Source organism: Maribacter dokdonensis DSW-8 (assembly GCF_001447995.1).
Classification (GTDB): domain Bacteria; phylum Bacteroidota; class Bacteroidia; order Flavobacteriales; family Flavobacteriaceae; genus Maribacter; species Maribacter dokdonensis.
The window spans coordinates 403,984-429,500 of sequence record NZ_LDPE01000002.1; the positions used below are offsets into that span (position 1 = coordinate 403,984).

The window sequence follows — 25,517 nt, forward strand, 5'->3', positions numbered from 1 at the left end:
GTGTTTTAAAGGGTTAATTATATGGTGCAAAAAGAGGTTTAAATATACCTAATAGCATTAACGAAAATTTAGCTTACGTATATATTTGCTTAAATAAGTATTAATACGTAGAAAACTAAATGATATGATTATGAAAAACATTTTTACTTCATCTATTTTAACCCTTTCCCTCGCTTTGGTATTTACCGCTTGTGGAGATACAAAAAGTAAGAAAACCGAATCGGTTTCTGAAGAAGCTGTAGCCTCAAATACAAAAATGCTGGATATTGAAAAGCCACAGTTAACTTTTGGTTTTATAAAATTGACCGATATGGCACCATTGGCCATTGCAAAAGAAAAGGGCTTTTTTGAAGAGGAAGGACTTTTTGTTTCGGTCGAGGCACAATCTAACTGGAAAAATGTATTGGACCGTGTTATTGACGGTCAGTTAGACGGATCACATATGTTGGCAGGTCAGCCAATTGCTGCAGGAGCAGGTTTTGGTAGACAAGCAGAATTGGTTACTCCGTTCTCTATGGATTTAAATGGAAATGGAATTACGGTATCCAATGATGTTTGGTCAAAAATGAAACCAAATGTACCGGCAGATTCAGATGGTAAGCCAATTCATCCTATTAAGGCAGATGCATTAAAACCTGTAATTACCTCTTATAAAAATGAAGGGAAACCTTTTAAAATGGGAATGGTTTTCCCGGTATCTACCCATAATTACGAATTGCGTTATTGGTTGGCTGCAGCAGGTATTCACCCAGGGATGTATACTGCAGATAATGTACAAGGGCAAATAGATGCAGAGGTTTTACTTTCTGTTACACCTCCACCACAAATGCCGGCTACATTGGAGTCCGGTACTATTTACGGATACTGTGTAGGTGAGCCTTGGAACCAACAAGCGGTATTTAAAGGAATAGGTGTTCCGGTTACTACCAACTATGATATTTGGAAGAATAATCCTGAGAAAGTATTTGTAATGACCAAGCAGTTTGTAGAGCAGAACCCTAATACGGCAATTGCGGTTACAAAAGCATTGATCAGAGCCGGTAAATGGTTAGATGAGCCTTCTAATAGAGCAGAAGCGGTTGAGATCCTTTCTATGTCTCAATATGTAGGTGCGCCAAAAGAAGTATTGGCAAATTCTATGACCGGTACTTTTGAATTCGAAAAAGGAGATAAGCGAGAAATGCCAGATTTCAATGTATTCTATAAGTACAACGCAACATATCCTTTCTATTCTGACGGAATTTGGTTCTTAACTCAAATGCGTAGATGGGGACAAATTCCAGAAGCTAAAACTACAGACTGGTACGCTAGTACCATTAAGGATATCTACAGACCTGACATTTGGAAAAAGGCTGCGGATCTTTTGGTTGCCGAAGGTCAAATTCCTGCAACGGATATACCTGCAACAGATGGCTACAAAGCCCCTACGGCAGATTTTATAGACGGTACAACCTATGATGCCAAAGATCCAATTGGGTATATCAATAGTTTTTCTATAGGTAACAAAGACAAAAAGTAAGCACATTTATTCATTGACTTTAAACAAATTATTATGGAGCAAGAAATGGTCTTAAAAAACGAAAAAAGCATGTCTGCAAGTTTTAAGCAGGTACTTTTAAAACTTACACCAAGTGTAAAAAAGGATGGCATTATAAAATCTATGAAGAATGCTGGGATAACACTTCTATCCATCTTATTGTTTATAGGTTTATGGCATATGGGATCTAAAGCCCTTTACAACAAAGAGGCAGATTACAAGGTAGAAAAAGCGTTGCAAGAACGGGGTGAAGAAGCTGCAGCGGCAGAACGAGCTTGTATAGAGTCGGGTGACAGTAGTTGCCAGCCCAACACCCTACCATCACCTACACAGGTTTGGGCATCTTTAAAATCTTTGGTCGCAGATCACCAAGTTATAAAAGCGGACAAGGCTGCGTTTGCAGAAAAATTGTCGGCTACCAATGAAAAATTAATTGCTCAGGGCAAAGATCCTATTGTTTATACGGGTAGGGCGTCATTTATAGATATTGTACTTACTAGTATTAAAACGGTATTTGCAGGTTTTCTGTTGGCATTGTTGATTGCTGTGCCCATAGGTATCATAATAGGTCTTAGTCCTTCTTTACGTAGTGCGTTCAACTGGTTTATCCAAGTTTTTAAACCAGTATCGCCTGTAGTATGGTACTTATTGGTTTTTATGATCGTAAAAACTTTGTACATAGGCGATAGTTCAGATAATGCCTTTGTTATTTCTTTTATCAGTGTTGGGCTATGTGCCATGTGGGCAACTTTGGTTAATACGGCAATGGGGGTATCATCGGTAGATAAAGATTATATCAATGTAGCCAAAGTATTGAAGTTAGGCACGTTTCAAAAAGTATTCAAAGTAATACTGCCATCTTCGTTACCCTTAATTTTCACAGGTCTAAGAATTACCCTTTCTGTTGCCTGGATGGTTTTGATCGCTATTGAATTGCTTGCACAAAGTCAAGGTTTAGGTCTTTTCGTTTGGGAGGAATTCCAGAATGGTGCCAACGACTCCAATTCAAAAATCATTGTGGCCATGTTTGTCATAGGTATCATTGGGTTTTTATTGGATAGGTTGATGTTGACCGTACAGAACATGGTTTCTTTCAACAAAAACGAGATGGCATAATTTATAAAAAGAAGAGCATGGCATACTTAGAACTAAATAATATATACAAAACCTATGGTGAAGGAGATGGAAGTACAGAAGTACTGTCTAACATTAACCTCACCATGGATGAAGGAGAATTTGTTGCCATTGTAGGGTTTACGGGTAGCGGTAAGACCACCTTGGTAAATTTAATCAACGGTTTATTGCAGCCAACAAGCGGCGAAGTACTTTTTAAAGGAAAACCGGTAACCGATACCAGCCATGAACGTGGAGTTATTTTTCAAAACTATTCGCTATTGCCATGGTTAACTGTAGGGCAAAATATTTACATGGCGGTAAAAGAAGCTTTTCCAAAAGAAAGTAAAGCGGATTTAATGAAAAGGGTAAAGGAGTATGTGGCTATGGTAAGTCTTAGTCCCGCAATCAATAAAAGACCTAAAGAGCTTTCTGGAGGAATGCGCCAAAGGGTAGCGGTTGCACGTGCCTTGGCCATGAACCCTGAGATGATCATTATGGATGAACCTTTAGGAGCTTTAGATGCTTTGACCAGAGGTAATCTGCAAGATGAGATCTTGAATATTTGGAGCCAGGACAAGCGTACGGCATTATTGATTACCAATGATGTTGATGAAGGTATTTACATGGCAGATAGAATAATACCTCTTAAGCCAGGACCAAACGCAACTTTGGGTCCGGAGTTTAAAATAGATATAGAAAGGCCAAGGGATAAAACGGCCATGAATGACAATCCTGTTTACAAGAAAACCAGAAATGCCATTATAGAATATCTAATGGATATAGGCGAAGAGAGAAAAACGGTATCTAATGTAGAATATAAATTGCCAGAGCTTACACCAAAAAGTTTTGTCGCTTAAAGAATTGGAAAATGAATACAATAGAACAATCTAACGAAGTATATTCAGAGAACGGTATTATCTACCCATCCAAGGTAATGCTAGATTTGGCCGACTTAAAAAAAGTGTACCCTACGCCAAAAGGGGACTACGTAGTTCTTGAAGATTTGAATTTACAGATCTTAAAAGAAGAATTCGTAACCATTATTGGGCATTCAGGATGTGGTAAAACAACCATGCTTTCCATGATAGCAGGTCTTAATCCTATCTCTGGCGGTAATATTTCAGTTCTGGGAAATCCGGTAAAAGGTCCGGGTCCAGATAGGGGGGTTATTTTTCAATCTCCAAGCTTAATGCCTTGGATGACCGCACTTCAGAATGTCTTGTTAGGGGTCAACCAGGTTTTTCCTCAAGCCACTAAAGGACAGCGAGAAGATATTGCCAAATACTATTTACACAAAGTAGGTCTTGAGAATGCCTTTCATAAAAAAGCATCAGAACTATCTCAAGGCATGCAACAACGTGTAGGTATTGCAAGAGCCTTTGCCATTAAACCAAAAGTATTGTTGTTAGACGAACCTTTTGGAATGCTAGACTCGTTGACCAGGGGAGAGTTGCAAGATATTCTCATAGAAATTTGGAACAAGGAGAAAATTACGGCGGTCATGATTACCCATGATGTGGATGAGGCCATTTTTTTAGCTGATCGTGTTATTATGATGACCAGTGGGCCTAGGGCAAAAATTGGGGATATACTCTCCATTGACTTTGAACGACCACGAACTCGCAAATCTGTCTTGGAAAGCGACGATTATTATACCTACAGAAAACACTTAATAGATTTTCTTGAACACTAACCATTAACTAACTCAAAATTTTAATTATAAAGATTATGAAAAAACAATACCTAATCATCACCCTATTATTACTAACGGCTAACGCCATATATGCACAATTTACACTAGATGGTCAGTTTAGACCAAGAACGGAATACAGACATGGCTTTGGTAGTTTAATACCAGATGCGGCAGATGCCGGATTCGCCATTTCTACACGTGCTCGTTTAAATGCCAAGTATGAATCTGAGGCGTATCAGTTTTACCTAAGCCTACAAGATGTAATGGTTTGGGGAGAGAACAGACAAATTCTACCAGATGATCAAAACGATTCTTTTGCCGTATTTGAAGCATGGGCAAATATAAATTTAGGAAAAGGTTGGTCTACTAAATTGGGCCGTCAGGTGATATCTTATGATGACCAACGAATATTTGGCGGGTTAGATTGGGCACAGCAAGGAAGAAACCATGATGCCGGATTATTAAAGTACAAGAAAGATAAATTTATCTTGGACATAGGTTTGGCCTTTAGTCAAGATTTTGACAACCCAACAGGTTTTCAGTCTGTAGGTACGGCATATAATACAGCAGGATTTTTTACCTATAAGACCATGCAATATGTATATGCAAAACAACAATGGGATGGTTTTTCGGCAAGTTTCTTAGCCCTGAACAATGGCTTTCAAAATTTTGATGATACAGACGCTGCAGACGGTGTAAGCAATTTGCAAACAATAGGTACACACTTAAATTTTAAGCAAGGAAAGTTCAATGCTAATGCCAACTTGTTTTTACAAACGGGAGAAAGACAAAACGAAGTAAAATCTAGTGCCTATTTATTAGGTTTGGAATTGGGTTATAAAGCAAGTGATAAAGTAGCGTTGGGTATTGGTACAGAAGTAATCAGTGGTAATAAAGCGGATACTACGGACAAAACTGAGGCATTTTTTCCATTGTACGGTACCAACCATAAGTTCAACGGATTTATGGATTATTTCTACGTGGGTAACCATGCCAATTCTGTAGGTCTTTTTGATATTCATGCGAGTGCAAAATTCGATTTAGGCAAGCAGTCTAGCCTATTGGTAAAGGTGTTGAACTTTAGTGGCGAGCAAGAATTACCAAGTGGCGAGAAATCATTGGGTACTGAAATTGATTTGGTATTTGCGAAAAAATTCAAAGGCTACGGTTTGGCAATCGGGTACTCTCAAATGTTCGCTGCAGATGGTATGTATGAACTTAAGGGAATTACAGAAGATCTAGCTGCCAGTAGCCAAAATTGGGCATGGGTACAGTTAACCATCAAGCCTCAATTTTTGAATACCAAAAAAGAATAATATTAGAACTTAAATTAGTTTGGTTTTACGGTCTATACAGCACTTTTTGTATAGACCGTATTTTTTTAAAATTATATGTAATTTAGCGGCATACGTATAATTACCTATATTTTGAGTGAAATAACAAGAATAGTATTGGCAGATGATCACGCTTTGGTAAGGGACGGTATACGTTCTTTATTGGAAACAGAGTCTGATCTACAAGTAATTGGTGAAGCGTCTAACGGTAAAGAGGCCATTGATTTGGTAGGGGTAGTAAATCCCGATATTTTGATCATTGATATTAGAATGCCCGTTATGAACGGTATTGATGCCGTTGCCGAATTGACGCAAAGCAAATCTTCGGTGAAAACTATAATCTTGTCAATGCATGATTCTGAAGAGTATATCTTGAAATCCATTAGCTCCGGCGCCAATGGTTATTTATTGAAAGATACTGATAAATCAGAGTTCATTAAAGCTATACATACCGTTAGGGAAGGTGGTAAATATTTTAGCGGAGATATTAGTAATGTATTGGTAAACAATCTTTTGGGCAGCAAAAATGAGATTGTAAAAAAAGAAGAAACACCAAAAAAGACAGGTGAAAATGTTTTTGATCTTACCAATAAAGAATTAAAAGTGTTAGAGTTGGTACTCTCTGGCTTAACCAATCAGCAAATTTCCGAAAAGCTTCAGAATAGTAAGCGTACTATTGAAACGCATCGTTTTAATTTAATGCGTAAGATGGATGTAAAAAACCTCATTGATCTTTCTAAAAAATCGCAGAAGTATAATTTAATTTAATATCGTTTGTATTTGAGGTTGTTGTGCTACAAAAGAGAGCTGTAGCCTAAAACGGATATGATGATAAACAACTCTTTTTCAAATAGAGCTGAGGTTTAATACTTTAACGGGTATTAGCTCTAGAATGCTATTCTTTGACTTATTCTCAGTATTTGTCCGTTTTAATTTTGAATCACTAGTTTTTAGGCAAAACATTTATCATAAAAAAGTACGTATTTATACGTACTTTTTATAATTTGCAGTATACTTCTAAACCATTCTTTATCTCTGGTAAAATGAATAGTACTAAAACTCATAAAACAATATGTTCTTATTGCGGTGTAGGCTGTGGTATGTTGGTAGACGTTGATGCAAAAGGAACAATAAGCGTAGATGGTAACCCTGATTATCCTTCAAATAAGGGCATGCTTTGTACCAAAGGGCGTAATCTAAATTACGTAGCGCAAGACACTACAGATAGAATTTTATATCCAGAGATGAAGTGGAGCCGCAATCACCCATTACAACGTGTTTCTTGGGATGCCGCCTTTGAACGTGCTGCGGCGGTTTTTAAGAGTATCATTGCAAAACACGGTCCAGATAGTGTGGGATTTTATGTGTCAGGCCAATGCCTAACAGAAGAATACTATCTAATAAACAAATTGACCAAAGGTTTTATAGGCACAAATAATATAGATACCAATTCTAGACTGTGCATGAGTTCTGCCGTAGTAGGATATAAGAAAACTTTAGGGGAAGACTCCGTTCCAATTTGTTATGAGGATATAGAATTGGCAGATTGTTTTTTAATAGCAGGAGCAAATCCGGCTTGGTGCCATCCTATTTTATATAGAAGATTGGAAAAGCATAAAGAAGAAAATCCGCAGGTTAAAGTAATTGTCGTAGATCCTAGAAAAACCCAAACCTGTGCTGGGGCAGATTTACATTTGCAGATTTTACCGGGTACCGATGTAATTTTATTTAATGCCATTGCGCGTAGATTAATAGATAAAAGAAAAATAGATGTTGCCTTTATTAAAAAACACACAGCAAATTTTGAAGCGTGTAAAGAAATGGCTTATACATTAACGCTCAAAGAGGCGGCTAAAAAATGTGGTATTCCAGTAGCGGATATACGTAAAGCGGCAGAGTATATAGGCAATGCCAAAAAGTTCATTAGTATGTGGACCATGGGGCTGAACCAAAGTGTTATAGGTGTTGCTAAAAATGTTTCGTTATTAAACCTATCGTTATTAACAGGTCAAATAGGAAAACCTGGTTCTGGTCCGTTTTCATTGACAGGGCAACCAAATGCCATGGGGGGTAGAGAAGTTGGTGGTATGGCCAGTTTATTGGCAGCCCATAAAAACTTGGGTAACCCTAAGCATAGAAAAGAAGTGTCCGACTTTTGGGGAGGTGGGGAAATTCAGGCAGAACCAGGGTATACCGCTACAGAAATGTTTGATGCCTTGGATGAAGAAAAACTAAAGGCCATTTGGATCATCTGTACCAATCCTGCAGTTAGTATGCCCAACGTAAAAAAGGTAGAAAGAGCATTGAAAAAGGCAAAATTCGTGGTGGTACAAGACATATCACATAACTCGGAGACGACTAAATTTGCCGATCTTTTGCTACCTGCGGCGGGTTGGTTAGAAAAAGAAGGTACCATGACCAATTCTGAAAGAAGAATTAGTTATCTGCCAAAAGTAATAGATGCGCCAGGAGAGGCCTTGCCAGATGCAGAGATTATTTGGCGTTTTGCACAAGCAATGGGCTATACAGGATTTGATTATGCAAATAGTAGTGAGGTCTATGATGAGCATTGTTTGCTTACCAAAGGCACGGAAATAGATATATCTGGTCTATCTTATGAAAGGTTGATCAATGAGGGTAGTTTTCAATGGCCCGTACCGCACAAAACACATAAGGGGACACCTAGATTATTTACAGACCGTAAATTTTTCACCAATGATAAAAAAGCACATTTTAATGCCCCATCAACGCTTTATAACAAGTCAGAGGAAACGGATAACGAATATCCATTAATATTAAATTCAGGTAGGGTTCGCGATCAATGGCATACCCGTACCAAGACCGGTAAGGTTAAGAGGTTATTGACCCATATTCCACAACCTTATTTAGAAATGAATGCTGTTGATGCCTACTTAAGAAAAATTAAGGATGGAGATATTGCAGTGGTCAAAAGCAGACGTGGGCAGGTACAGGTGAAGGTACAGCTCAACTATGATATAAGAGAATCGGTAGTTTTTTTACCAATGCATTGGGGTAAAGTATTGAACAATGATTTTGGTAGGGCAAATAACCTGACCAACGATTTGGTAGACCCAATATCTAAAGAGCCGGATTTTAAATACTGTGCGGTTGAGGTCTCCAAATTTGTAAAAGAGAAGCAGAAGGTAGTAGTCGTAGGTGCCGGTGCCGCTGCATATCGTTTCATACAATCTTACAGAGAAAAAAATACAGAAGATGAACTTCATGTGTTTTCAAAGGAAAAAGATCCTTTTTACAATAGGGTTCTACTACCGGAATATGTTAGTGATGAACTTTCTTGGGAAGCTTTGGAAAAATTGAAGGAAGGTGAGTTGCAAAAGCTAGATGTCACCTTGCATTCCGGTATTTGTATAGACAATATCAATGCAGATGAAAAGACGATTTTAGATTCTTTGGGTAATGTGCATTCTTATGATTTGCTTATTATGGCAACGGGTAGTAGGGCATTTATCCCTAGTGATGTTCAAATAAAATTACCTGGTCGCTTTACCATGCGTGAAAGAGGCGATGCCGATAAACTTAGAAAATATTTAGCGGAAACCGGTCTAAAGGCAAAAGATCAGAATGTGGTCATTGTAGGTGGCGGACTTTTAGGTTTGGAGCTTGCAGCGGCATTGAAAAAGATCAACATCAACATTAGCATTATTCAAAGGGCACCGCGTTTAATGGAACGTCAATTGGATAGTGTTGCAAGTAGGCTACTGGCAGAAGATGTAATGGAGCGCGGCATAAACCTCTATTTTGATAATGAGGTAAGTACCGTTTTTGAGGATAAGGGCCAAAAACATAGTCTTTTAGTAAATCTAAAAACTGGTAGAACCATTCAATGTAATGCCATTGTGTATGCCATTGGTACTAGGCCCAATATAGAATTGGCAAAACAGACTGGGGTTCATACCCGTAGGGGAGTCGTTGTAAATTCATACTTACAAAGTAGCGACCCTTCTATTTTTGCACTAGGTGAAATAGCGGAATACAAAAATTCACTTTTCGGAATTACGTCGGCAGCTGAACAACAAGCTGATATTGCGGCAAATTTTATTCTTGGCGATTTCAGCAGTATTTACAACGGCTCTGTTTTAATGAATATTTTAAAGTTCGAAAATTTAGATCTCTGCAGCATTGGCATGGTCAACTCACCGTTAGGGGATCCATCGTATGAAGAAATTATTCTAATGGATGTCAGCAAGCGCTTTTATAAGAAATGTATCGTAAAAGACGACACGCTTAAAGGTGCCATTTTAATGGGCGATAAAAATGAATTTGCAGAATTTAAAAGGCTCATAGAAGAGGAAATTGAACTCTCTGAAAAGCGGGATGAGCTGTTGCGTGGCGCTTCTACCTCTGTTCCGTTAAAGGGTAAATTGGTCTGTTCCTGTAGTCAAGTGGGTGAAGGTAATGTTATTGATGCTATTAATGGCGGATGTTCCGAGTTCAACAAATTATGCTCAGAAACAGGTGCAGGTTTGGGCTGTGGTAGCTGTAAGCCAGAGATTAAGGAGTTATTACAAAAACAGCTTGTATTGGCTAATTAAAATGATAAGATATGAACGATGATCTTCATAGAATATTGATCAAGGGAGGGGTTACTTCCCCGGGCGAATTAAAGGATATAATTACCATGCTAGAGTCTGCCGGTCTAACCAGTGTAAACTTTGGTTCAAGACAAGATATTTTGTTTCCGTTGAAAGATGCCAAAGAAGAGCAATTGGAAAGTATTTCAAAATTCAATACTGATATCATTGCCAATAGATCGTATCAGAATATTGTAAGCTCTTACGTATCTGCAGATATTTTTGACATGACCCACTGGTTAAAGGGGTCTACGTATTTATATATTTTAGAAGGTTTTGATTTTTTGCCAAAACTCAAAATCAATATTACTGATCCTAAACAAAGACTAGTACCTATTTTTAGTGGCAATCTCAATTTTATTGCATCTGATCAAGAAGATTATTGGTATTTAAACATTAAACTTCCACACTGGAAATCATCTGCTTTTTATCCGGTTTTGATCTATAGTTGGGATATAAATTCCATTTCAAAGCAAATAGAGGAAATTCATGAAGACATTTCAGATATAGATGAGTTGTTCTTTGTAATGAACAAAAACTTGGAGACGAACAATAAAACCATGGAAAAGGAATTAAAGGTTTCTTTTCAGACCTTCCCGTACTATGAGGGTATGAACCGGTTGGGTACCGATCTTTATTGGTTGGGACTGTACTGGAGAAATAATAAATATGACCTATCGTTTTTAAAGGCGTTTTGTGGTTTTTGTTTAGATAACAGTATTGGTAAAATCTGTATTACACCCTGGAAATCTTTCGTGGTAAAAGGAATTAAAAAATCAAGTAGACCAGAACTTGAAAGGTTTTTGGGCAAAAGGGGAATTAATGTTAGGCACTCTCAGTTAGAGATGAACTGGCACGTACCAATTGATGACGGTGAAGCCCTTGAGCTTAAAAAATATTTGGTCAGAAGTTTTGATCAAAATGATATTAGTACCTACGGTCTTACTTTTGGTATAAGCAATGAAGTGGGTAAGCGTTCGCACTTTGCCTCGGTGATTATTGAAAAGAACAGCTTGCCCACCATTGTTAAAGAGTTTGAAGTTCGCCCAACGTACAATGTGCTACATTTTGAACATTTTGATCCCAATAGTCAAAAGTATATTACCTACGCCCAGGATATTGATAAAATAGAACTGCCCGGTCTGTTAATGGAGTTGAGTAAGATGTATTTTGACCAACTAGGGCAAGTTGACGATTTGGAAAAAACTACAGATGTTGAGGTGGTTGAAACTAAACAGCAGTTATATCAATGTCAAGATTGCTTTACGGTATATGATGAATCATTTGGAGATGAAGATTTCAATATAGTTGCCGGCACAAAATTTCAAGATATAAGTGAGGCATATGAGTGCCCGGTCTGCTCCGCTCCTAAATCAAAGTTTAAGGAAGCCATGATACAAATGGGCTAATAACACTATATGATTTTCTACTTGCCCTATATTCAATAAGTTAGTGTATATTTAATGGAGGTAATAAATTCGCTTTTGGAGTTAAAACTTAAAAAAGTGAAGCCATAATTTTGTGGTATTATTCTAAATAAACCAACACTCATGACCAGGGTAAATATAAATGAAAGCCGTAAAGAACCGGTATTGGCCAAAGCATTAAAGTTCACTATTGTAATTGCCGTTATCGGTATTATGTTATGTGTACTGTTTATGGCTTTTGGTATTTAATCTTTACAGTTATTGAAAAAACACCGTAATCAGCCTTACCAGTTTTCTACTATGGTTGCATTACAGGAAGTTCAAGTATGCGGTCTGGTCCGTAGAATTTTAAAGCAATACCGAACACGATTACAGATAATACCATACCTATCATAAAAATGGTATATGTCCATCTTAGAATGCGATACTTTCTTTCCAGGACCACACCCAGAAAATATAGGTCTTTAGTTAGAGAACTATATATATAATCCTTGTCCTTTATAAGTTCTTTCATAGCCCAATTGTACTGCTCTAGTTTCATTTTGTGAAAATTACCAAAGAACAATAAATTGACTTTTTTGGTGGTAACCTCTTCTTCTGTAAACTGCCCAGTGGTTACGTTAGGTTTTGTGGCAATAATGGACATTACCATAGAAACTACACTAAAAACGATGAACAAAAAGGTAGGGTAAAATAAATAATCGTTTGTGGGGTTGTCTAATTTGGGCACCAAATTAGCGAGCGCCATAGATATGATAATGGCATTTACGGACAATAGAATGTTTGCTTTGGTGTCTGCAATATCACTAAGTTTTAAATGATTTTGTAACGTAACTCTATACAATGTCTGTATTCCCCTATCTGGCAGTTCTCCTTTGAACTTAGCTTTTAAACTTTCTTTTTTTACGAGCTCTTTGTGCTTTTTTCTCGCTTTAATGAGCCTCTTAATATTTTTATCTTTTCCCTTTTGCCAATTATTTATGGCATAATCTGTATAAAAGCGATGATTGGTACGTAAGAATTTTATATTCTCTTTGCGCCAATCTGCCGTTGTAAAGCTTTGTTTGCCAATAAGGGCGAGTTCTTCACGTAAAAGCTCTGTAGATGCAACAAAATTTTTAATATGAAAGTGTGATGAGTCTGCATCGCGAATTATTTTCTCTAATTCGTTTACTGGCTCGTAATTTTTTTTAGTGGCCATAATAAGGCTACAAACAACTTCTGAGAAGGAAACGGACATTTTATGTTCTGCCAAGAAATCTTTTACCAATAGGCAACTTTGCTCTTCGTGATCGGTGTAAGATTTTGTGTAGCCCAAATCATGAAACCAGGCGGCAACCAATAATTGTTCACTTTCTTCGTCTGAAATATTTTCTCCTTCGATCAATTCTTTAGTACTCTCTACAACACGTTGGGTGTGCCTAAGATTATGATATAAAAATCTTGGGTCAATATTGCCGGTCAAGAGATCTGTGGCAAATACTTCGGCTTTTGAAACTATTGTAGACATAAGTTTAATGAAAAAGATAATACTTTAGAAATGTACAAAAATTATCTGCTTATGTTAAATTGATAGACCAAAACCAACCTGAATAAGATTACTTTCCTTAGAATTAAAATATCCAATATTAAACGTAAGTGCCTTTAAGCTGCTGATCCAAAAACCGCCGCCTTGGGAAGTATGCCAAACATTTGAACTTTCATTGGGCATCCATACCCTACCATAATCAAACCCACCGTACATACCAATGGTTACAGGAGATACAGCGGTTATGTAACGCTTTAGTTTCAGTTTAAGATCTGAAGATTGGTAGAAATAAGACTTGCCGGTAAAACGTTCATCCCTAAATCCTCTAAGTCCGTTACCACCACCAATAGAGGGTGTATGGTAAAAATATACATCATTGTAATCAAAAAGTCCTTTGTATTCCGCAGTAGTACTAAATACAAGGTTTCCCTTATGTTCTAATTTATGGTCAAAACCTACTTTCAAAGAAGCATAACCAAACTTGTTGTCATTATTGGCGATATTCATTTTATAACCAGCGGAGAAGCCAAAGTAAATAGCTTTTGATGGAAAATCACCTGCATCATCACGATCATATTCCCCCGTCAATTCTAGTCCTCCGTAGTTTTGGGTTTCAAATATTTCATTATTAAGATTGTTGCTATTGAACAATCTGTTTGGGTTGTCATCTACCTTAAACGACTCAAATAACCCTCTGATACGAAGGCTGTAATATGCTAAACCGGCACTTGCCTTTAACATTCTAATTCTGCCTCTATAATAATCTCTATCAAGGGCATCTTCATTGTTTACAGTTTCGTTACCAAAGCCAAAAAAGTTCTTTACATAACGATCATTGGCAAAGTAGGCACTTGTTTCAAAATTCCATCCGGGGAAAACACTTCCGTAAATACCGGAGTAAGACAGTTCAGCAGCCTTAAAATTAAAGTAGTAATTGGCACTAATGCTATGCTGTTGTCTAAATGAATTACCGTCTATTCCTTTTTGGGTATAGGTGTTTGATGCTCCTAGAAAAAAACCATCGTCCGTTCTAAACCCTAATGTGGGCACCAATACATTGGTATTAGGCTCAAAATATCTAAAATGAAAAGTGTTCGTCTTATAATTATCGGTTAATAGGGTTTTAGGTTTTTGATCTTGAATATCAATCTTTTCATGTTCCCAATCGTACAATTTTACTTTTTTCTTATTGCCTATGGTGTAAGTATCGTCACCATAACCTCCAATTATTCTTAATTTGGTTTTAGGGTTTTCTTCACCTTCAACAACAAAAACATCATCATCACCTAAACCATAGATCCAGACTTCTTTCGTTAAACTATCATTGAATGTTCTTGAGTAGACCAATTCATTTTTTTCATCACTTAAAATACGTTTTACTACAACCTTGGTTTCACCATTTTTCATTCTGGTCATGGTAAAGATGTCGTCTTTTTCGGTACCGAGTACGGCTACAATTTTATTAAGGTAATTTGCATACGCTTCAGCGGTTTTAGGCAATGTTTCTAGTCGTTGTTTTAAACTTTGCTTAATATATTCTGAAGTTTCATCTTGCACCGCCATGGGCAAACGTTTAAAGGCTTTTTCTATAACCTCTGCCGTCATTCCATCTTGTATGGCTCTTGCCTCTTCTACCCATGCCTCTGGTCCATAACTAGTGGCCAATGTTCTATCTAATCTGTTACCGGAAAGGTTCAGCCATTTTACATTATCTACATCCTCATCATAGGTTTCCCAATTTCTTGTACCGGGAACAAACCACTGTACAAAAGGGATTACTTTGCCATCGAACCTTGGGAATGCATTGTCCCTATCTCTTGGAACGGGCATAAACTCTTTCTCACCATCCGGACTTTCATATTCGATCCACCTCCATTGATCTTGGTGGCGGTCCCAATCGCCAATAAGCATATCGAAAATTCTAGCTCTAATAAAGCTCTTTTCATCTACCCAATAAGACTCATCGCTCTTTATTTTTTCTAACATATCCGTAGTACTTTCATAGTCTACCACTTCACCGGAATTTTCATGGATTGTTCTTCTATAGCCCTTATAATGTGCTTGTTCTTCAGACGGTCTACGCTCTATATAATATAATTCATCACCATAGTTTTCATTGAATTGTTTAAGGCTGTCTTGCTTTGGAACATAAAACAAATCTGTATCAGAATGGTTTATTCCTACGGATTTAGCTAAGGGATTAATGACCAGCTGCATGTATGGGTGGGCAGTGGTAAAGAAATCTGAAATTGCTTTTTCTGCCCAAGTATCTTGATAATCTTGCGTATTATACGATATGCCCGGAATCTTGAATTTTAAAAACTTAAGCGCGCTTTTCTTTAATGATCTCATGGCATATTGTTTGCCGTTTGCATCTTCTAAACGAAGGGAGAAAGATTGGTGTCCGCCTCCTTCTTTAACAACCGAGAGACCTCCGTAAAGGGTGTCTAATTGAACTATGGGGGCTTCTACAGGCTTACCATAATAGTTGCGATAACGCTCTCCCCACAAAAATTTATAAAATCCACTTTTATTATAATCCTTTGGGTCGTCTAAGATATTGGTCTCTTCTATTTCCTTACCATTTACTGTAAATTGATCAAATTCTTTTTCAGGTTCTTTTTTAGAAAGGACATTAAAGGTCTTGCTAGATGAAAGATCGTTTTCAGAAACAAACGTTACTTTAGAACTACCATCTTTAAAATAGTCTAGCCTTGCAAAGCCACGCTCGCCATACACATATTCACCATGATAATCAATAGAACCACCTATGGCGGTAATTCTACCAGCTGTTAATTTGGCAGCACTTTTTTCTCCTAAAGAGCCACTTACTATTTGGTGAATGCCACCACCTTCCAATAATTGCAGACTTTCTTCATGACCGGAAATCAAGGTAATTCTATCATTGGCCTGTGCCAAGGCACTTACTGCAATACGTAGATAATTATATCTTCTGGAATTTACATGTTCAGGATCAAACGCACCCAAGTCCATCACGGCATTTTTAATAGTACCCACTAACGGTAGCGGTGTAGCGTGATCTTTAACCGTTGTTTTACCAGCGTAGGTACCGTTGGTAAATACGGGGTGATGCATAGCTATGACAATATTCTTGCCTTGGCCATCGCCTATGTACCCTTCCAACTCCTCCATAAATCTTCTACGGGTAATAATATCAGAGCACTTTTTGTTGATATCTTCAATTCTGGACCAGTTGGATACAAACCATTTAGAGTCCACTAAAATAAGATCAAGATCGTCATTTATGACCTTGTGTTCTATAGGGCAGCCATTATTTGGAAGTACTGCAGTGTTTTGTCTTTCAACATCTTTTAGATAGTTTTCTACTTTTTCTATCTTGTTTAGCTTATAACTTTTCCATTCGTTATTACCTGGCAAGAATATGGTTTCTCCCTTAAAATTAGATGAAAGATCCAACTGTTGTTGAATAAAAAGGCTATCGATCAGCCAATTATTGGTCTCTGGAGATATATTATCACCCGTAAAGACCAACGTACTATTTTCTGTAGCTAGATCTAGCTCTTCTTTAAAGCGCTGTAAAAGTGCATTGTTAGGTACCGAAGATGCATTGCCCAGACCGCCTGCAATGTAGAAGGTATGGGTGATATCATTTGTATTTTCCACAGTTGAGTCACTGTGAATATTGCTTTGCTCTTTGTATGTTGCGCAAGAAGATATAAACAGTAAAGCAATTAGAATACTAAAAGGTTTTACGGTCAAATAATTTGCCCAAGAATGGTATGGTGGGTTGGTCATATAAATGTTTAAGTTGATACTGGTCTAAGAGGTTTTTTTAATTGGTAAAAAACACGTTTGAAACAATGATCCCAATTATGAGAATGACCAAAAATGATATTAAAATGGTTACGCCCAGTTTTGTTTTTTTGTTTTTCTGAAGGATAAATTCCCTGGTTTCTTCTTCGGGTTCTTTTACGAACTTTGTCTCTTTTGTATTCTCTTTCATGTTTTTATTTTTTAATGTATACTGTTTTTTTGTTAACGAATTCCAATATGCCTTCCCTAGACAGTTCTCTACCATAACCGGAAGCTTTTGTACCTCCAAATGGTAATCTAGGGTCAGATTTCACCATGTCATTGATAAAGAATGCTCCATCTGGAATTTGTGATATCATATCCATGGCACTATCTATATCTTGGGTAAATAACATACTACCCAGTCCAAATCTAGAATTGGTCGCTAATTGTATTGCCTCTTCTCTATTTGCCACTTTGGTAATAGCAGCTACAGGACCAAAAGTTTCTTCTTTGAACACTGGCATTTCTTTGGTGACATTGGTAAGTATGGTAGGGGAAAAATAGGCGCCATTTCTTTCATTGCCCAAAATAATTTCTGCACCCATATCAATGGAATCCTGTACTTGTTTTTGAAGTTCTTCAGCCAAATCTTCCCGCGCCATAACACCAATAAAAGTATCTTTATCCATTGGGTCACCTACTTTAAAAGATTTAATTTCTGCGGTAAACTTTTCTATGAAGTCATCATAAATATCAGCACATACAATGAACCTTTTTGCGGCAATACAACTTTGCCCCGTATTCTGCATACGTGCAGTGGCCATTGTTGATATATATTGGTCCAGATCAGCATCTTCCCATATAATACATGCATTGTTCCCACCAAGTTCCAGGACAGATTTTTTAAGATTTTCACCTGCTGTACGGGCAATAGACCTACCTGCTTTCTCACTTCCGGTGAGGGTTACGGCCTTAATACCTTCGTGGGCAATAAGTTTTTCTATTTCTTCATGACCTGATTTTATACTTTGTAAACACCCTTCTGGATATCCGGCATCTAAAAACAATTGCTCTATGGCCAGAGAACATCCCGTAACGTTTTTTGCATGTTTCAATAAAGCGGTGTTACCAGCGGTCAATGTAGGTGCTGCAAACCTTAACACTTGCCAAAATGGATAATTCCAGGGCATAACGGCCAAAATGCATCCTAAGGGATCATGACTAATAAAACTTTCATTTGCATCTGTATCAATAAGTTCATCGGCTAAAAGGTCCTCGGCATTTAAAGCATAAAAATCACAGACCCAAGCGCACTTTTCAATTTCGGCAATGCCTTGTGATATTGGCTTGCCCATTTCTTGGGTCATTAGCTTGGCGTATTCCTCTTTACGTTCTATAAGCAACTCGGCCACATTGGTCAACAATTGACATCTATCTTCAAATTCCATGTTGGCCCATGAAGTTTGGATTTCCAATGCTTTCTTTAACTTAGATTGTATAGACTTGCTATCATCTAAAGTGTAAGTAGCTATGGTATCGCCAGTGTATGGGTTTTTTAAATCGTAATCTTTCATAACGGCAAATTTAGGTGTAAGGGGTTGTGTGTATTAATGCGTTCCATATTATTCTTAACCCTTTAAGTTAGGTATTGTTACGGTCAATATTATAAGGTTTTGAGTTAAGTAATTGTATAGGTATTAAAGAACTTTGTTGAAGATGATAGCTAGACCGCTATTATTGAATAAAAGAAACGTTTAATCTAAAATTTAAAATATGAACAATAGTGGAAATACATTATTAGCAATTATTGCAGGTTCTGCCATTGGTGCAGCCTTAGGAATTCTTTATGCACCGGATAAGGGTGAGAATACAAGAAGATTAATTGCAGATCAAGCAGCATCTACAAGAGATAATTTTACAGAAAGTGCTTTAGATCTAAAGAACAGAGTAGTTTCAAAAATGTCTGATGAAAGAGAGACTTTAGATACCAGGGTAGAATCTTTGGTTTCAGATATAAGTTATAAAACCGAAGATGTTATTTCAACATTGGAGAAAAAATTGGCCGAGTTGAAGACCAAAAATAAGAAACTGCAGAAAACAGTATAAATGGGAGTAATTGATTCACTTAACGAAACGTCTAATAAAGCTATTGATGTAGGAGAGGTTTATTATAAAAAAACCCAAGAGTACTACAGGCTAAAAGTGTTTCAACAATTAACTATGACCACTGGTATGCTGCTGAAAACAGCTGTATTTGGTGGTCTTGGTTTTATGGCACTTGTTTTTATTACGGTTGCCGGCGTTGTGTACTTGGCAAAGATTATTGATAGTATGGTAGGCGCATGTCTAATTGCCGGTGCTTTCTTTATCCTTTTATTGATATTGGCCTATTTATTTAGGAGCAAAATTGATAATCTGTTGGTGAAAAAGCTGTCGGTCAAATTCTTTAATTAAATAGAGCTATGTATAAAAATTTTGAGGAAGTAGAGTTTCATTTAAAGCGCTTGAAATTAGAGCGTGAAATTGCTTTAGAAGAACTTAAGGGCATAAAGAATGACGTAAAACAAGATTTGAGTCCGTACAACTGGGTTTCCACTGCAATCTCCGCTGCCAAAAAATTTGGAATGCTTTATTTGGTACGTAAAGTGGTCAAATAAAATATAACCATTTAAAAAGCATAAAAAAAGCACCTCATTTAATGAGGTGCTTTTTTTATGTGTAATGTTTGTTGATGTTATTCTTTGGTCCACGCATCTAACATCCAACTTACTTTTTCAATTTCGCCAATGTATCCACCGATCATATCAATGGTTCCTTCATCGCCACCAGCTTCTGCAACTTTAACAACCTTGCTCATCTGCTTTAATAAGGTCTCATGCTGATCAAGTATATTTTTTACCATTTCGGTATCAGAGATCAGGGAAGACGTTTCTTTGATGGACGACATTTCAAAATATTTTGAAAATTCACTGGTTGGGTTATCTCTTAACGTTAAAATACGTTCAGCTATTTCATCAATTTTTATTCTAGCATCAGTATACAGCTCTTCAAACTTAATGTGTAGGTCAAAAAAGTTTTTACCGGACACATTCCAGTGATAGCCTCTTAAGTTTTGATAGTAGAGATTGTAATCTGCCAACAATGTATTTAATTCATTGACAATTGGTTTAATATCCTTTGATTTTATATCTAAGTAGCTCATAAAAATTTGTTTAATTGTTTAGTACAAAATTAATCATGTTAACGGTAGGGTGTTGACCCAGAAAGCTTAATGATCAACACTTTAACCTTTTTTAACGTTAGTAGTGTTATTAAGGCTTTACAAGGGGCTTTAGGTTAATGTATGAATAGTTTATTTCACCAACATGTTCATACTCGGTAGAGTTTTGTTTTAAGGAACCCCAATCAAATTGATCATCCAAATTGTTCTCTTTGTAGAAATTGGTCAAGCCTTCGGTAAATAGCAAATACTCATTCATTCTTACCTTATTCTTTAAAAGCTTGTGGGCAATGATAAGGTCTTCGCCAAACAGCTTAATGCTGTTGCCAACCTTGGTCAATGCTATTTCTTTTCCATAATGCAGGATTATTTTAAGACCTAAAATTTCCGGTATGGAAGCGGCATCTTTGTTTTTCTTATATTTTTCTCTCAACGCATCCAATTCTTTATAGAATTCAGTGTAGAATATTCTACACTGTTCAATGAGTGCTTGTAATGATGGCATTTCTCCGGTCTTAAAAAAGAGTACGGCATCACCTTCAATTTCAGAAACTTTTAATCCGATCTTATTCGTGTAGATGATCTGATTTAAAAGCGCAGGAATAATTTTTGAACTTAGTTCAAAATCCGTTTCGCTCATAAATTCAGTAAAGCCACTAATGTCTGGTATACAAATTAACATGGGTGATCCTTTCATATGCGGCAGTATAAAGATATTGGGGCAAGGTAGAGAACTTCTATTATCAAAAAGACCTCGTTTCATAAAAATGATATCACAATCCAACTAGCAAGTGAAAAGTCATTTAGGCTATAAAACAGTTTTTTTGGGCACTAAAAAGATGACCTCATTATTTATTTTTGTTTCATGATACATTAAAAAGTATAAACAAAAATAGATACGTTTCACTTTACTTCTCTAAAAATGAATTATTCAGAACTATTGGCTAGTGAGCCCCATGATATTGCTGCCCATATGCAGTTAAAATATGTAGATAGAGAAGCCTTGACCATACAAAGGGTGAAAGAAAAAGACAAGTTTCTGTATTTGCTGAAGAATAAACCTTTGCAAAAAGAAACTGAATTAAAAAGGATAAAAAAGTTAGTAATTCCACCTGCCTGGCAAGAAGTTAAAATAGCATCGATAGCCAACGCACATTTACAAGCAGTGGGCTATGACTTAAAACATAGATTGCAATATAGGTATCATGAACTTTGGCTAAGGGTAAGAAACCGTACCAAGTTTTTGAGAATGCATCATTTTGGGCAGGCATTGCCCAATATACGCAAACAGGTAGATGAAGATCTACAATTACAAGGCTGGCCAAAAGATAAAGTACTTGCACTTATAGTTAGGTTAATGGAAGAAACGCATATTCGTATAGGTAATCAACAATATGCCAAAAGAAACAAGACCTATGGGCTGTCTACACTTAGAAACAAGCATTTAAAAACCAGTAAGAACAAATTAAAGTTTGAGTTTATAGGTAAAAAGGGCAAAAAGCATAGCATAACTCTTAACAATAAACGTTTGCGTAGGTTGGTACTTCAATGCGAGGAGATACCGGGTTGGAATCTTTTTCAATTTTTTGACGAGGACGGAATTAAAACCAATGTAGATAGTGGTATGGTCAATGAGTATCTACAAGAAATAAGCGGAGACCTGTTTACTGCAAAGGACTTTAGAACTTGGTCTGGCACCATTATCTTTTTTGAGTCATTGCTAGAGAATGCACCAACCAATGATGAAACCCAAATTAAAAAGAATGTAATCAAGGCTTTTGACGCCACGGCCAAAGCTCTTGGTAATACCAGAAATGTTTGTAAGAAGTATTATGTGCACCCATACGTGGTAAGCACTTATGAAAATGGAGGGTTACATAAGGTATTTCAGAATTTGGAGAAACAGTCCTCGTCAGCATATCAAACAGCGGCAGAGAAAGCATTGATAAAATTAATTTCGGATTTTAATCCGTTATTGAATTTGTCCAAAAAGAATTAGGGTATTTTCACCTTAATCGGCGCGGTCAACCTCGCTCTCACTTTTTAGAACGTAATCACCATCATCTTGTTTTATATATAGTGCTTTATCGTCACTACTGCCATTTCTAGTAACCTCACTTCCTTTTATGGTCTTTGTGGTTTTAGATATATATGTTTCTTCAACAGTACCTTCTGCAGTACCATTACCCCATGACCATTTTACTACTGTACCTTTTCTTATCATACTTATTTATTGTTGTTTGTGCATTTCCATCACTTCTAGTTTTTTGGAGAACCAGTGATGGAAATTACCTTTTTCAGGGGCACAAACACGAGAACTAAAATTTGATATTGCAATTTCTATAATATTTGAAATTATTGTGTGAAATGCCGCATTTATTTTTTGCTCTAAACACCTGAATATTAACCCAATTCAAAGGAGTTAATGCTTCCTTTTTTAAGGATAAAAAGAACCGATGATCACGTATATATTTGATATCAAAACAATACGATGATAGATTTTGTTATAGGGATATCGATAATGATAGGTCTAGGGTATCTAGGTTTTTTGGTAAGTGAATATTTGATCGATAATACTGTTGATGATTTGAGCAAAACCCAAAGAGATGAGTTTTGCGAAATTGATTTAGATCATATGTTGATGTATTCCGATCAAAGCAAAGCGAAAGATTTGAACGAGCTAAAAAGAAAATTACAAGATTTTAAAAACAGAAATAAATTTTACAAGATGTAATAGTGATCAACATCTTTAAAAAAGAGGTCACGTAATTAAAACTATATAAAATGAGTACATATACAGAAGAAGTTGGAAATAAATTAAATGAGTTGTTGGAGAAAACCTATGATGCCGAGAAAGGCTTTAAAAAAGCGGCCGAAAACATTGATAACCCTCAATTAAAGGCGTTTTTTGAATCAAAGGCAAAACAACGTTATGATTTTGGTCATGAGTTAAAAACAGAAATTATGTCATTTGGTCAGAAAATTGATAAGGGTGATAGTATTACCGGTAAAGCACACAGAGCTTGGATGGACGTTAAAGCCTTATTTTCACTTGATAATGCAGAATCCATGTTAGAAGAAGCTATTAGAGGTGAAAAAGCAGCTATTGAAGAGTATGAAGATGTATTGGAAGATACCTCCTTACCGTCTACCACGGCTACAATTTTAAGAAGTCAAAAAGAGGCGATCAAAAATGGTTTGTCCAATATTAAAATTTTAGAAGACGCACGATAAACAATAGTGTTTAAACTAATGAAAGAGGCTTATTTAAGCCTCTTTTTTTTGGATTGTATGCAAGAATTTAAGTAGTACATAAACTTATTTTTAATGCGTCATCATTTTTAGTTTCTGCAATAAGAGATCCTTGCTAAATAACTGAACTTTATGTCTAAAGCAAAAGATTGATATGTATTTTAAAATTTCGAATACAGCAAAGATGAAGGAGATAGAGCGAGACGTAAATGCTTTGTTCAAATATCCCAATTTATATACCCCCCAAGTTGTTATCAGCGGTCTAACGGAAGTGTCTATACCCATAGTAACTATGGATGAGCCAAACACCATATCTTTAGCTATCTGGGGTCTATTGCCCAGTAGTTTTAATGAGGATTGGGAGCTTTTTCAAAAACTGAACAATACACTCAATATACCCACCCATAAGATGGATACTGAAATCTGGTATCATGATTCTTTTTTAAACAGAAGGTGTATAATACCCGTTACAGGTTTCTTTACATCAGTACTAAGAAATGGAGAAATTTATCCGTACCACGTTAGTAGAACAAACGGTGAAATATTATACCTGGCAGGTATTTATACCATCTTGGACGATGGGTTTTTAACATGTTCGTTACTTACAGGACCACTGGAAGAAGTGGTTATAGACTATCAGAATTTAGTGGATTACATGCCTAGCATTATAGACCATGAAGATAAACAAGAATGGCTATCTGGTGATATTTCAGTAGAACAAGCTAAAGCACTATTAAGACCACCGCATAGAACAGATCTTGCGGTAAGACCGATTGCTAAAAGTCTTTTTAATCAAGACATATCATACGATAGCATGCTCAACTCTTGCGAGTATCCTGAAAATTAACGTATAGATGAGTTTTTGTTCTTTATATGCTTTCTATACTCGGTTGGTAGTATATCATATGCTTCAAAGAAAATTTTAGAGAAATAACTTCTACTTTTAATACCTATGGCATAGACTATTTCTGAAACGGAGAGATCGGAATTTTTTAGGTAATTCTTGGAAATTTCAAGCTTTAAAGATCGTACATACTCATTGACTGTTTTTGAATATAAAATTTTAAAACCTAATTGTAATTTTTTAGGGCTAAGTCCAGACTCTTCACTTAAGGTGGTAATTGATATATTCTCGGATATATTTTCAATAATATAAGTGGTCAATTTGTGAATTTTTAGAATATCCTCTTTAGAAATAGCTTCAGGTAAATTCATATTTTCTTCAAAATTTTTATGTTCTAATAATTGTAGAGATAGTATAAGATAGACCCTACCCTCTAGTGATAAGGATCTTAGCATGCCGTTGTCAATATCTATGTTGTTGAGCAATTTTATTTCTTCCGCAATTCTTAGACTATAACTACCACCGTGCTGAAAAGCGGTGTTGCATTCATTGTCATTGAAAATTGAAACCAATAATTGATTTAATTGCGAAATGTCATTGTTCTTCTTTTGTAGATACTCTTGACGTTCTACCCGTATAAAATTGATTTTTAAATGCTCACCTTTTGGAAATAGAAATGTTTTTTTGGCATTTCTTTTATGGGAGATAATCGTATTTTGAAACTGCTTAAGCCTATTGAAAGCATCGGTGTAGTTTTCGCTATACTCAAAATAGCCTTTTGTAATAAAAATGAATTCAATTGGAGATAGTTCATCGGTATCAAACACAATTTTTACATCTTCGTTGAGCTTAATATCACAATCAATTAGAGATAGGCCCCAATTAAAATCAATGGTTCTCAGCGTACCTTTTCCTGTGCTATTATTGAAGGTTATGATTTTTTCGCCCCAGTCACCTTTAAGTTTACCCTGCAAACACGTTTGTATCTGGGTAAAAATGTTTTCTGACTTAGTACTATTTATAATCAACTCCCTCATTGTTTTATCATTGGTATACACTGGTAATTGTATACTACAAAACAACTGTAAAAAGCAGAATTAGGTTAACACTTTTGAAATGTTAATTGACACAAATGGGTACTTTTAATTTTGTATGAAATGTTAAAAAATGAATGAA

At 36.3% G+C, this 25,517-nt stretch carries 24 protein-coding genes; 16 read left to right on the forward strand and 8 right to left on the reverse strand.

Translation table 11 applies throughout. The features are described 5' to 3' along the window. Positions 1–130 precede the first annotated feature (130 nt). The 9 genes from I600_RS11285 (at position 131) to I600_RS19560 (ending at position 11,969) form a co-directional block, all read left to right on the forward strand. Complete coding sequence (locus I600_RS11285; RefSeq protein ID WP_058105122.1) at positions 131–1,519, forward strand: CmpA/NrtA family ABC transporter substrate-binding protein; 1,389 nt, start codon at positions 131–133, stop codon at positions 1,517–1,519. A 33-nt stretch (positions 1,520–1,552) separates the two neighbouring features. Further along, positions 1,553–2,653 (forward strand): ABC transporter permease, encoded by a 1,101-nt coding sequence (locus I600_RS11290; RefSeq protein ID WP_058104636.1) that lies wholly within the window; start codon positions 1,553–1,555, stop codon positions 2,651–2,653. 17 nt (positions 2,654–2,670) lie between these two features. Next, a complete protein-coding gene (locus I600_RS11295) occupies positions 2,671–3,510 on the forward strand; it encodes an ABC transporter ATP-binding protein (RefSeq protein WP_058104637.1) in 840 nt (279 codons plus the stop codon). A gap of 11 nt (positions 3,511–3,521) precedes the next feature. Next, complete coding sequence (locus tag I600_RS11300; protein WP_058104638.1) at positions 3,522–4,346, forward strand: ABC transporter ATP-binding protein; 825 nt, start codon at positions 3,522–3,524, stop codon at positions 4,344–4,346. Positions 4,347–4,381: 35 nt separating this feature from the next. After that, positions 4,382–5,662 (forward strand): alginate export family protein, encoded by a 1,281-nt coding sequence (locus I600_RS11305; protein ID WP_058104639.1) that lies wholly within the window; start codon positions 4,382–4,384, stop codon positions 5,660–5,662. A 111-nt stretch (positions 5,663–5,773) separates the two neighbouring features. Beyond that, positions 5,774–6,448 (forward strand): response regulator transcription factor, encoded by a 675-nt coding sequence (locus I600_RS11310; protein ID WP_058104640.1) that lies wholly within the window; start codon positions 5,774–5,776, stop codon positions 6,446–6,448. Between the two features lie 275 nt (positions 6,449–6,723). Beyond that, positions 6,724–10,254, forward strand: coding sequence for a nitrate reductase (locus I600_RS11315; RefSeq protein ID WP_058104641.1), 3,531 nt, complete (start codon positions 6,724–6,726; stop codon positions 10,252–10,254). A gap of 11 nt (positions 10,255–10,265) precedes the next feature. After that, positions 10,266–11,702: a rubredoxin gene (locus I600_RS11320; protein WP_058104642.1), complete on the forward strand. Its 1,437-nt coding sequence runs from the start codon at positions 10,266–10,268 to the stop codon at positions 11,700–11,702. A 141-nt stretch (positions 11,703–11,843) separates the two neighbouring features. Then, positions 11,844–11,969 (forward strand): hypothetical protein, encoded by a 126-nt coding sequence (locus tag I600_RS19560; protein WP_262493602.1) that lies wholly within the window; start codon positions 11,844–11,846, stop codon positions 11,967–11,969. Between the two features lie 49 nt (positions 11,970–12,018). On the opposite strand, the gene I600_RS11325 is transcribed toward I600_RS19560, so the two are convergent. Genes I600_RS11325 through I600_RS11335 form a run of 4 tightly spaced genes read right to left on the reverse strand, consistent with a single transcriptional unit; the run spans position 12,019 to position 18,599 of the window. Then, positions 12,019–13,230 carry a Pycsar system effector family protein gene (locus I600_RS11325; protein WP_058104643.1) on the reverse strand — a complete coding sequence of 404 codons (1,212 nt, stop codon included), beginning with the start codon at positions 13,228–13,230 and terminating at the stop codon, positions 12,019–12,021. A gap of 54 nt (positions 13,231–13,284) precedes the next feature. Then, complete coding sequence (locus tag I600_RS11330; RefSeq protein ID WP_058104644.1) at positions 13,285–17,025, reverse strand: hypothetical protein; 3,741 nt, start codon at positions 17,023–17,025, stop codon at positions 13,285–13,287. Positions 17,026–17,062: 37 nt separating this feature from the next. After that, a complete protein-coding gene (locus I600_RS19210; protein WP_156894544.1) occupies positions 17,063–17,233 on the reverse strand; it encodes a hypothetical protein in 171 nt (56 codons plus the stop codon). A 4-nt stretch (positions 17,234–17,237) separates the two neighbouring features. Beyond that, positions 17,238–18,599: an NAD-dependent succinate-semialdehyde dehydrogenase gene (locus I600_RS11335; RefSeq protein ID WP_058104645.1), complete on the reverse strand. Its 1,362-nt coding sequence runs from the start codon at positions 18,597–18,599 to the stop codon at positions 17,238–17,240. A gap of 199 nt (positions 18,600–18,798) precedes the next feature. Between I600_RS11335 and I600_RS11340 the strand changes: the two genes are divergently transcribed. The 3 genes from I600_RS11340 to I600_RS11350 are packed head-to-tail and all read left to right on the forward strand — an operon-like array spanning position 18,799 to position 19,682. Beyond that, positions 18,799–19,131: a YtxH domain-containing protein gene (locus I600_RS11340; protein ID WP_058104646.1), complete on the forward strand. Its 333-nt coding sequence runs from the start codon at positions 18,799–18,801 to the stop codon at positions 19,129–19,131. Beyond that, positions 19,132–19,479 carry a hypothetical protein gene (locus I600_RS11345; protein WP_058104647.1) on the forward strand — a complete coding sequence of 116 codons (348 nt, stop codon included), beginning with the start codon at positions 19,132–19,134 and terminating at the stop codon, positions 19,477–19,479. An 8-nt stretch (positions 19,480–19,487) separates the two neighbouring features. Continuing rightward, entirely contained in the window at positions 19,488–19,682 is a 195-nt protein-coding gene (locus I600_RS11350) for a hypothetical protein (RefSeq protein ID WP_036150676.1), read from the forward strand. Between the two features lie 77 nt (positions 19,683–19,759). Here I600_RS11350 and I600_RS11355 read toward each other — a convergent pair whose 3' ends face one another. Beyond that, positions 19,760–20,227, reverse strand: coding sequence for a Dps family protein (locus tag I600_RS11355; RefSeq protein WP_058104648.1), 468 nt, complete (start codon positions 20,225–20,227; stop codon positions 19,760–19,762). A 109-nt stretch (positions 20,228–20,336) separates the two neighbouring features. After that, positions 20,337–20,942: a DUF2652 domain-containing protein gene (locus tag I600_RS11360; RefSeq protein ID WP_058104649.1), complete on the reverse strand. Its 606-nt coding sequence runs from the start codon at positions 20,940–20,942 to the stop codon at positions 20,337–20,339. A 225-nt stretch (positions 20,943–21,167) separates the two neighbouring features. Here I600_RS11360 and I600_RS11365 point away from each other — a divergent pair, with 225 nt between their 5' ends. Continuing rightward, positions 21,168–22,244 (forward strand): DNA topoisomerase IB, encoded by a 1,077-nt coding sequence (locus tag I600_RS11365; RefSeq protein WP_058104650.1) that lies wholly within the window; start codon positions 21,168–21,170, stop codon positions 22,242–22,244. A 12-nt stretch (positions 22,245–22,256) separates the two neighbouring features. Here I600_RS11365 and I600_RS11370 read toward each other — a convergent pair whose 3' ends face one another. Further along, the gene (locus I600_RS11370) at positions 22,257–22,469 is read right to left on the reverse strand and encodes a hypervirulence associated TUDOR domain-containing protein (RefSeq protein ID WP_058104651.1); all 213 of its coding nucleotides are present in this window, start codon (positions 22,467–22,469) and stop codon (positions 22,257–22,259) included. Positions 22,470–22,736: 267 nt separating this feature from the next. On the opposite strand from I600_RS11370, the gene I600_RS11375 reads away from it, so the two are divergent. From I600_RS11375 to I600_RS11385, 3 genes are all read left to right on the forward strand, one after another. After that, a complete protein-coding gene (locus I600_RS11375; protein WP_157490890.1) occupies positions 22,737–22,979 on the forward strand; it encodes a hypothetical protein in 243 nt (80 codons plus the stop codon). Positions 22,980–23,029: 50 nt separating this feature from the next. Further along, positions 23,030–23,479 (forward strand): ferritin-like domain-containing protein, encoded by a 450-nt coding sequence (locus I600_RS11380; protein ID WP_058104653.1) that lies wholly within the window; start codon positions 23,030–23,032, stop codon positions 23,477–23,479. A 202-nt stretch (positions 23,480–23,681) separates the two neighbouring features. Further along, positions 23,682–24,344, forward strand: a complete 663-nt coding sequence (locus I600_RS11385; RefSeq protein WP_058104654.1) for an SOS response-associated peptidase — start codon at positions 23,682–23,684, stop codon at positions 24,342–24,344. On the opposite strand, the gene I600_RS11390 is transcribed toward I600_RS11385, so the two are convergent. Further along, positions 24,341–25,378: a helix-turn-helix domain-containing protein gene (locus tag I600_RS11390; protein ID WP_058105123.1), complete on the reverse strand. Its 1,038-nt coding sequence runs from the start codon at positions 25,376–25,378 to the stop codon at positions 24,341–24,343. The genes I600_RS11385 and I600_RS11390 overlap by 4 nt on opposite strands. Positions 25,379–25,517: the final 139 nt, after the last annotated feature.

Excerpts from the sequence above, each read along its gene's own strand:
- I600_RS11285 (WP_058105122.1), top strand. The coding sequence starts at position 131 with ATGAAAAACATTTTTACTTCATCTATTTTAACCCTTTCCCTCGCTTTG.
- I600_RS11290 (WP_058104636.1), top strand. The coding sequence starts at position 1,553 with ATGGAGCAAGAAATGGTCTTAAAAAACGAAAAAAGCATGTCTGCAAGT.
- I600_RS11295 (WP_058104637.1), top strand. The coding sequence starts at position 2,671 with ATGGCATACTTAGAACTAAATAATATATACAAAACCTATGGTGAAGGA.
- I600_RS11300 (WP_058104638.1), top strand. The coding sequence starts at position 3,522 with ATGAATACAATAGAACAATCTAACGAAGTATATTCAGAGAACGGTATT.
- I600_RS11305 (WP_058104639.1), top strand. The coding sequence starts at position 4,382 with ATGAAAAAACAATACCTAATCATCACCCTATTATTACTAACGGCTAAC.
- I600_RS11315 (WP_058104641.1), top strand. The coding sequence starts at position 6,724 with ATGAATAGTACTAAAACTCATAAAACAATATGTTCTTATTGCGGTGTA.
- I600_RS11320 (WP_058104642.1), top strand. The coding sequence starts at position 10,266 with ATGAACGATGATCTTCATAGAATATTGATCAAGGGAGGGGTTACTTCC.
- I600_RS19560 (WP_262493602.1), top strand. The coding sequence starts at position 11,844 with ATGACCAGGGTAAATATAAATGAAAGCCGTAAAGAACCGGTATTGGCC.
- I600_RS11325 (WP_058104643.1), bottom strand. The coding sequence starts at position 13,230 with ATGTCTACAATAGTTTCAAAAGCCGAAGTATTTGCCACAGATCTCTTG.
- I600_RS11330 (WP_058104644.1), bottom strand. The coding sequence starts at position 17,025 with ATGACCAACCCACCATACCATTCTTGGGCAAATTATTTGACCGTAAAA.
- I600_RS19210 (WP_156894544.1), bottom strand. The coding sequence starts at position 17,233 with ATGAAAGAGAATACAAAAGAGACAAAGTTCGTAAAAGAACCCGAAGAA.
- I600_RS11335 (WP_058104645.1), bottom strand. The coding sequence starts at position 18,599 with ATGAAAGATTACGATTTAAAAAACCCATACACTGGCGATACCATAGCT.
- I600_RS11340 (WP_058104646.1), top strand. The coding sequence starts at position 18,799 with ATGAACAATAGTGGAAATACATTATTAGCAATTATTGCAGGTTCTGCC.
- I600_RS11345 (WP_058104647.1), top strand. The coding sequence starts at position 19,132 with ATGGGAGTAATTGATTCACTTAACGAAACGTCTAATAAAGCTATTGAT.
- I600_RS11350 (WP_036150676.1), top strand. The coding sequence starts at position 19,488 with ATGTATAAAAATTTTGAGGAAGTAGAGTTTCATTTAAAGCGCTTGAAA.
- I600_RS11355 (WP_058104648.1), bottom strand. The coding sequence starts at position 20,227 with ATGAGCTACTTAGATATAAAATCAAAGGATATTAAACCAATTGTCAAT.
- I600_RS11360 (WP_058104649.1), bottom strand. The coding sequence starts at position 20,942 with ATGAAAGGATCACCCATGTTAATTTGTATACCAGACATTAGTGGCTTT.
- I600_RS11365 (WP_058104650.1), top strand. The coding sequence starts at position 21,168 with ATGAATTATTCAGAACTATTGGCTAGTGAGCCCCATGATATTGCTGCC.
- I600_RS11370 (WP_058104651.1), bottom strand. The coding sequence starts at position 22,469 with ATGATAAGAAAAGGTACAGTAGTAAAATGGTCATGGGGTAATGGTACT.
- I600_RS11375 (WP_157490890.1), top strand. The coding sequence starts at position 22,737 with ATGATAGATTTTGTTATAGGGATATCGATAATGATAGGTCTAGGGTAT.
- I600_RS11380 (WP_058104653.1), top strand. The coding sequence starts at position 23,030 with ATGAGTACATATACAGAAGAAGTTGGAAATAAATTAAATGAGTTGTTG.
- I600_RS11385 (WP_058104654.1), top strand. The coding sequence starts at position 23,682 with ATGAAGGAGATAGAGCGAGACGTAAATGCTTTGTTCAAATATCCCAAT.
- I600_RS11390 (WP_058105123.1), bottom strand. The coding sequence starts at position 25,378 with ATGAGGGAGTTGATTATAAATAGTACTAAGTCAGAAAACATTTTTACC.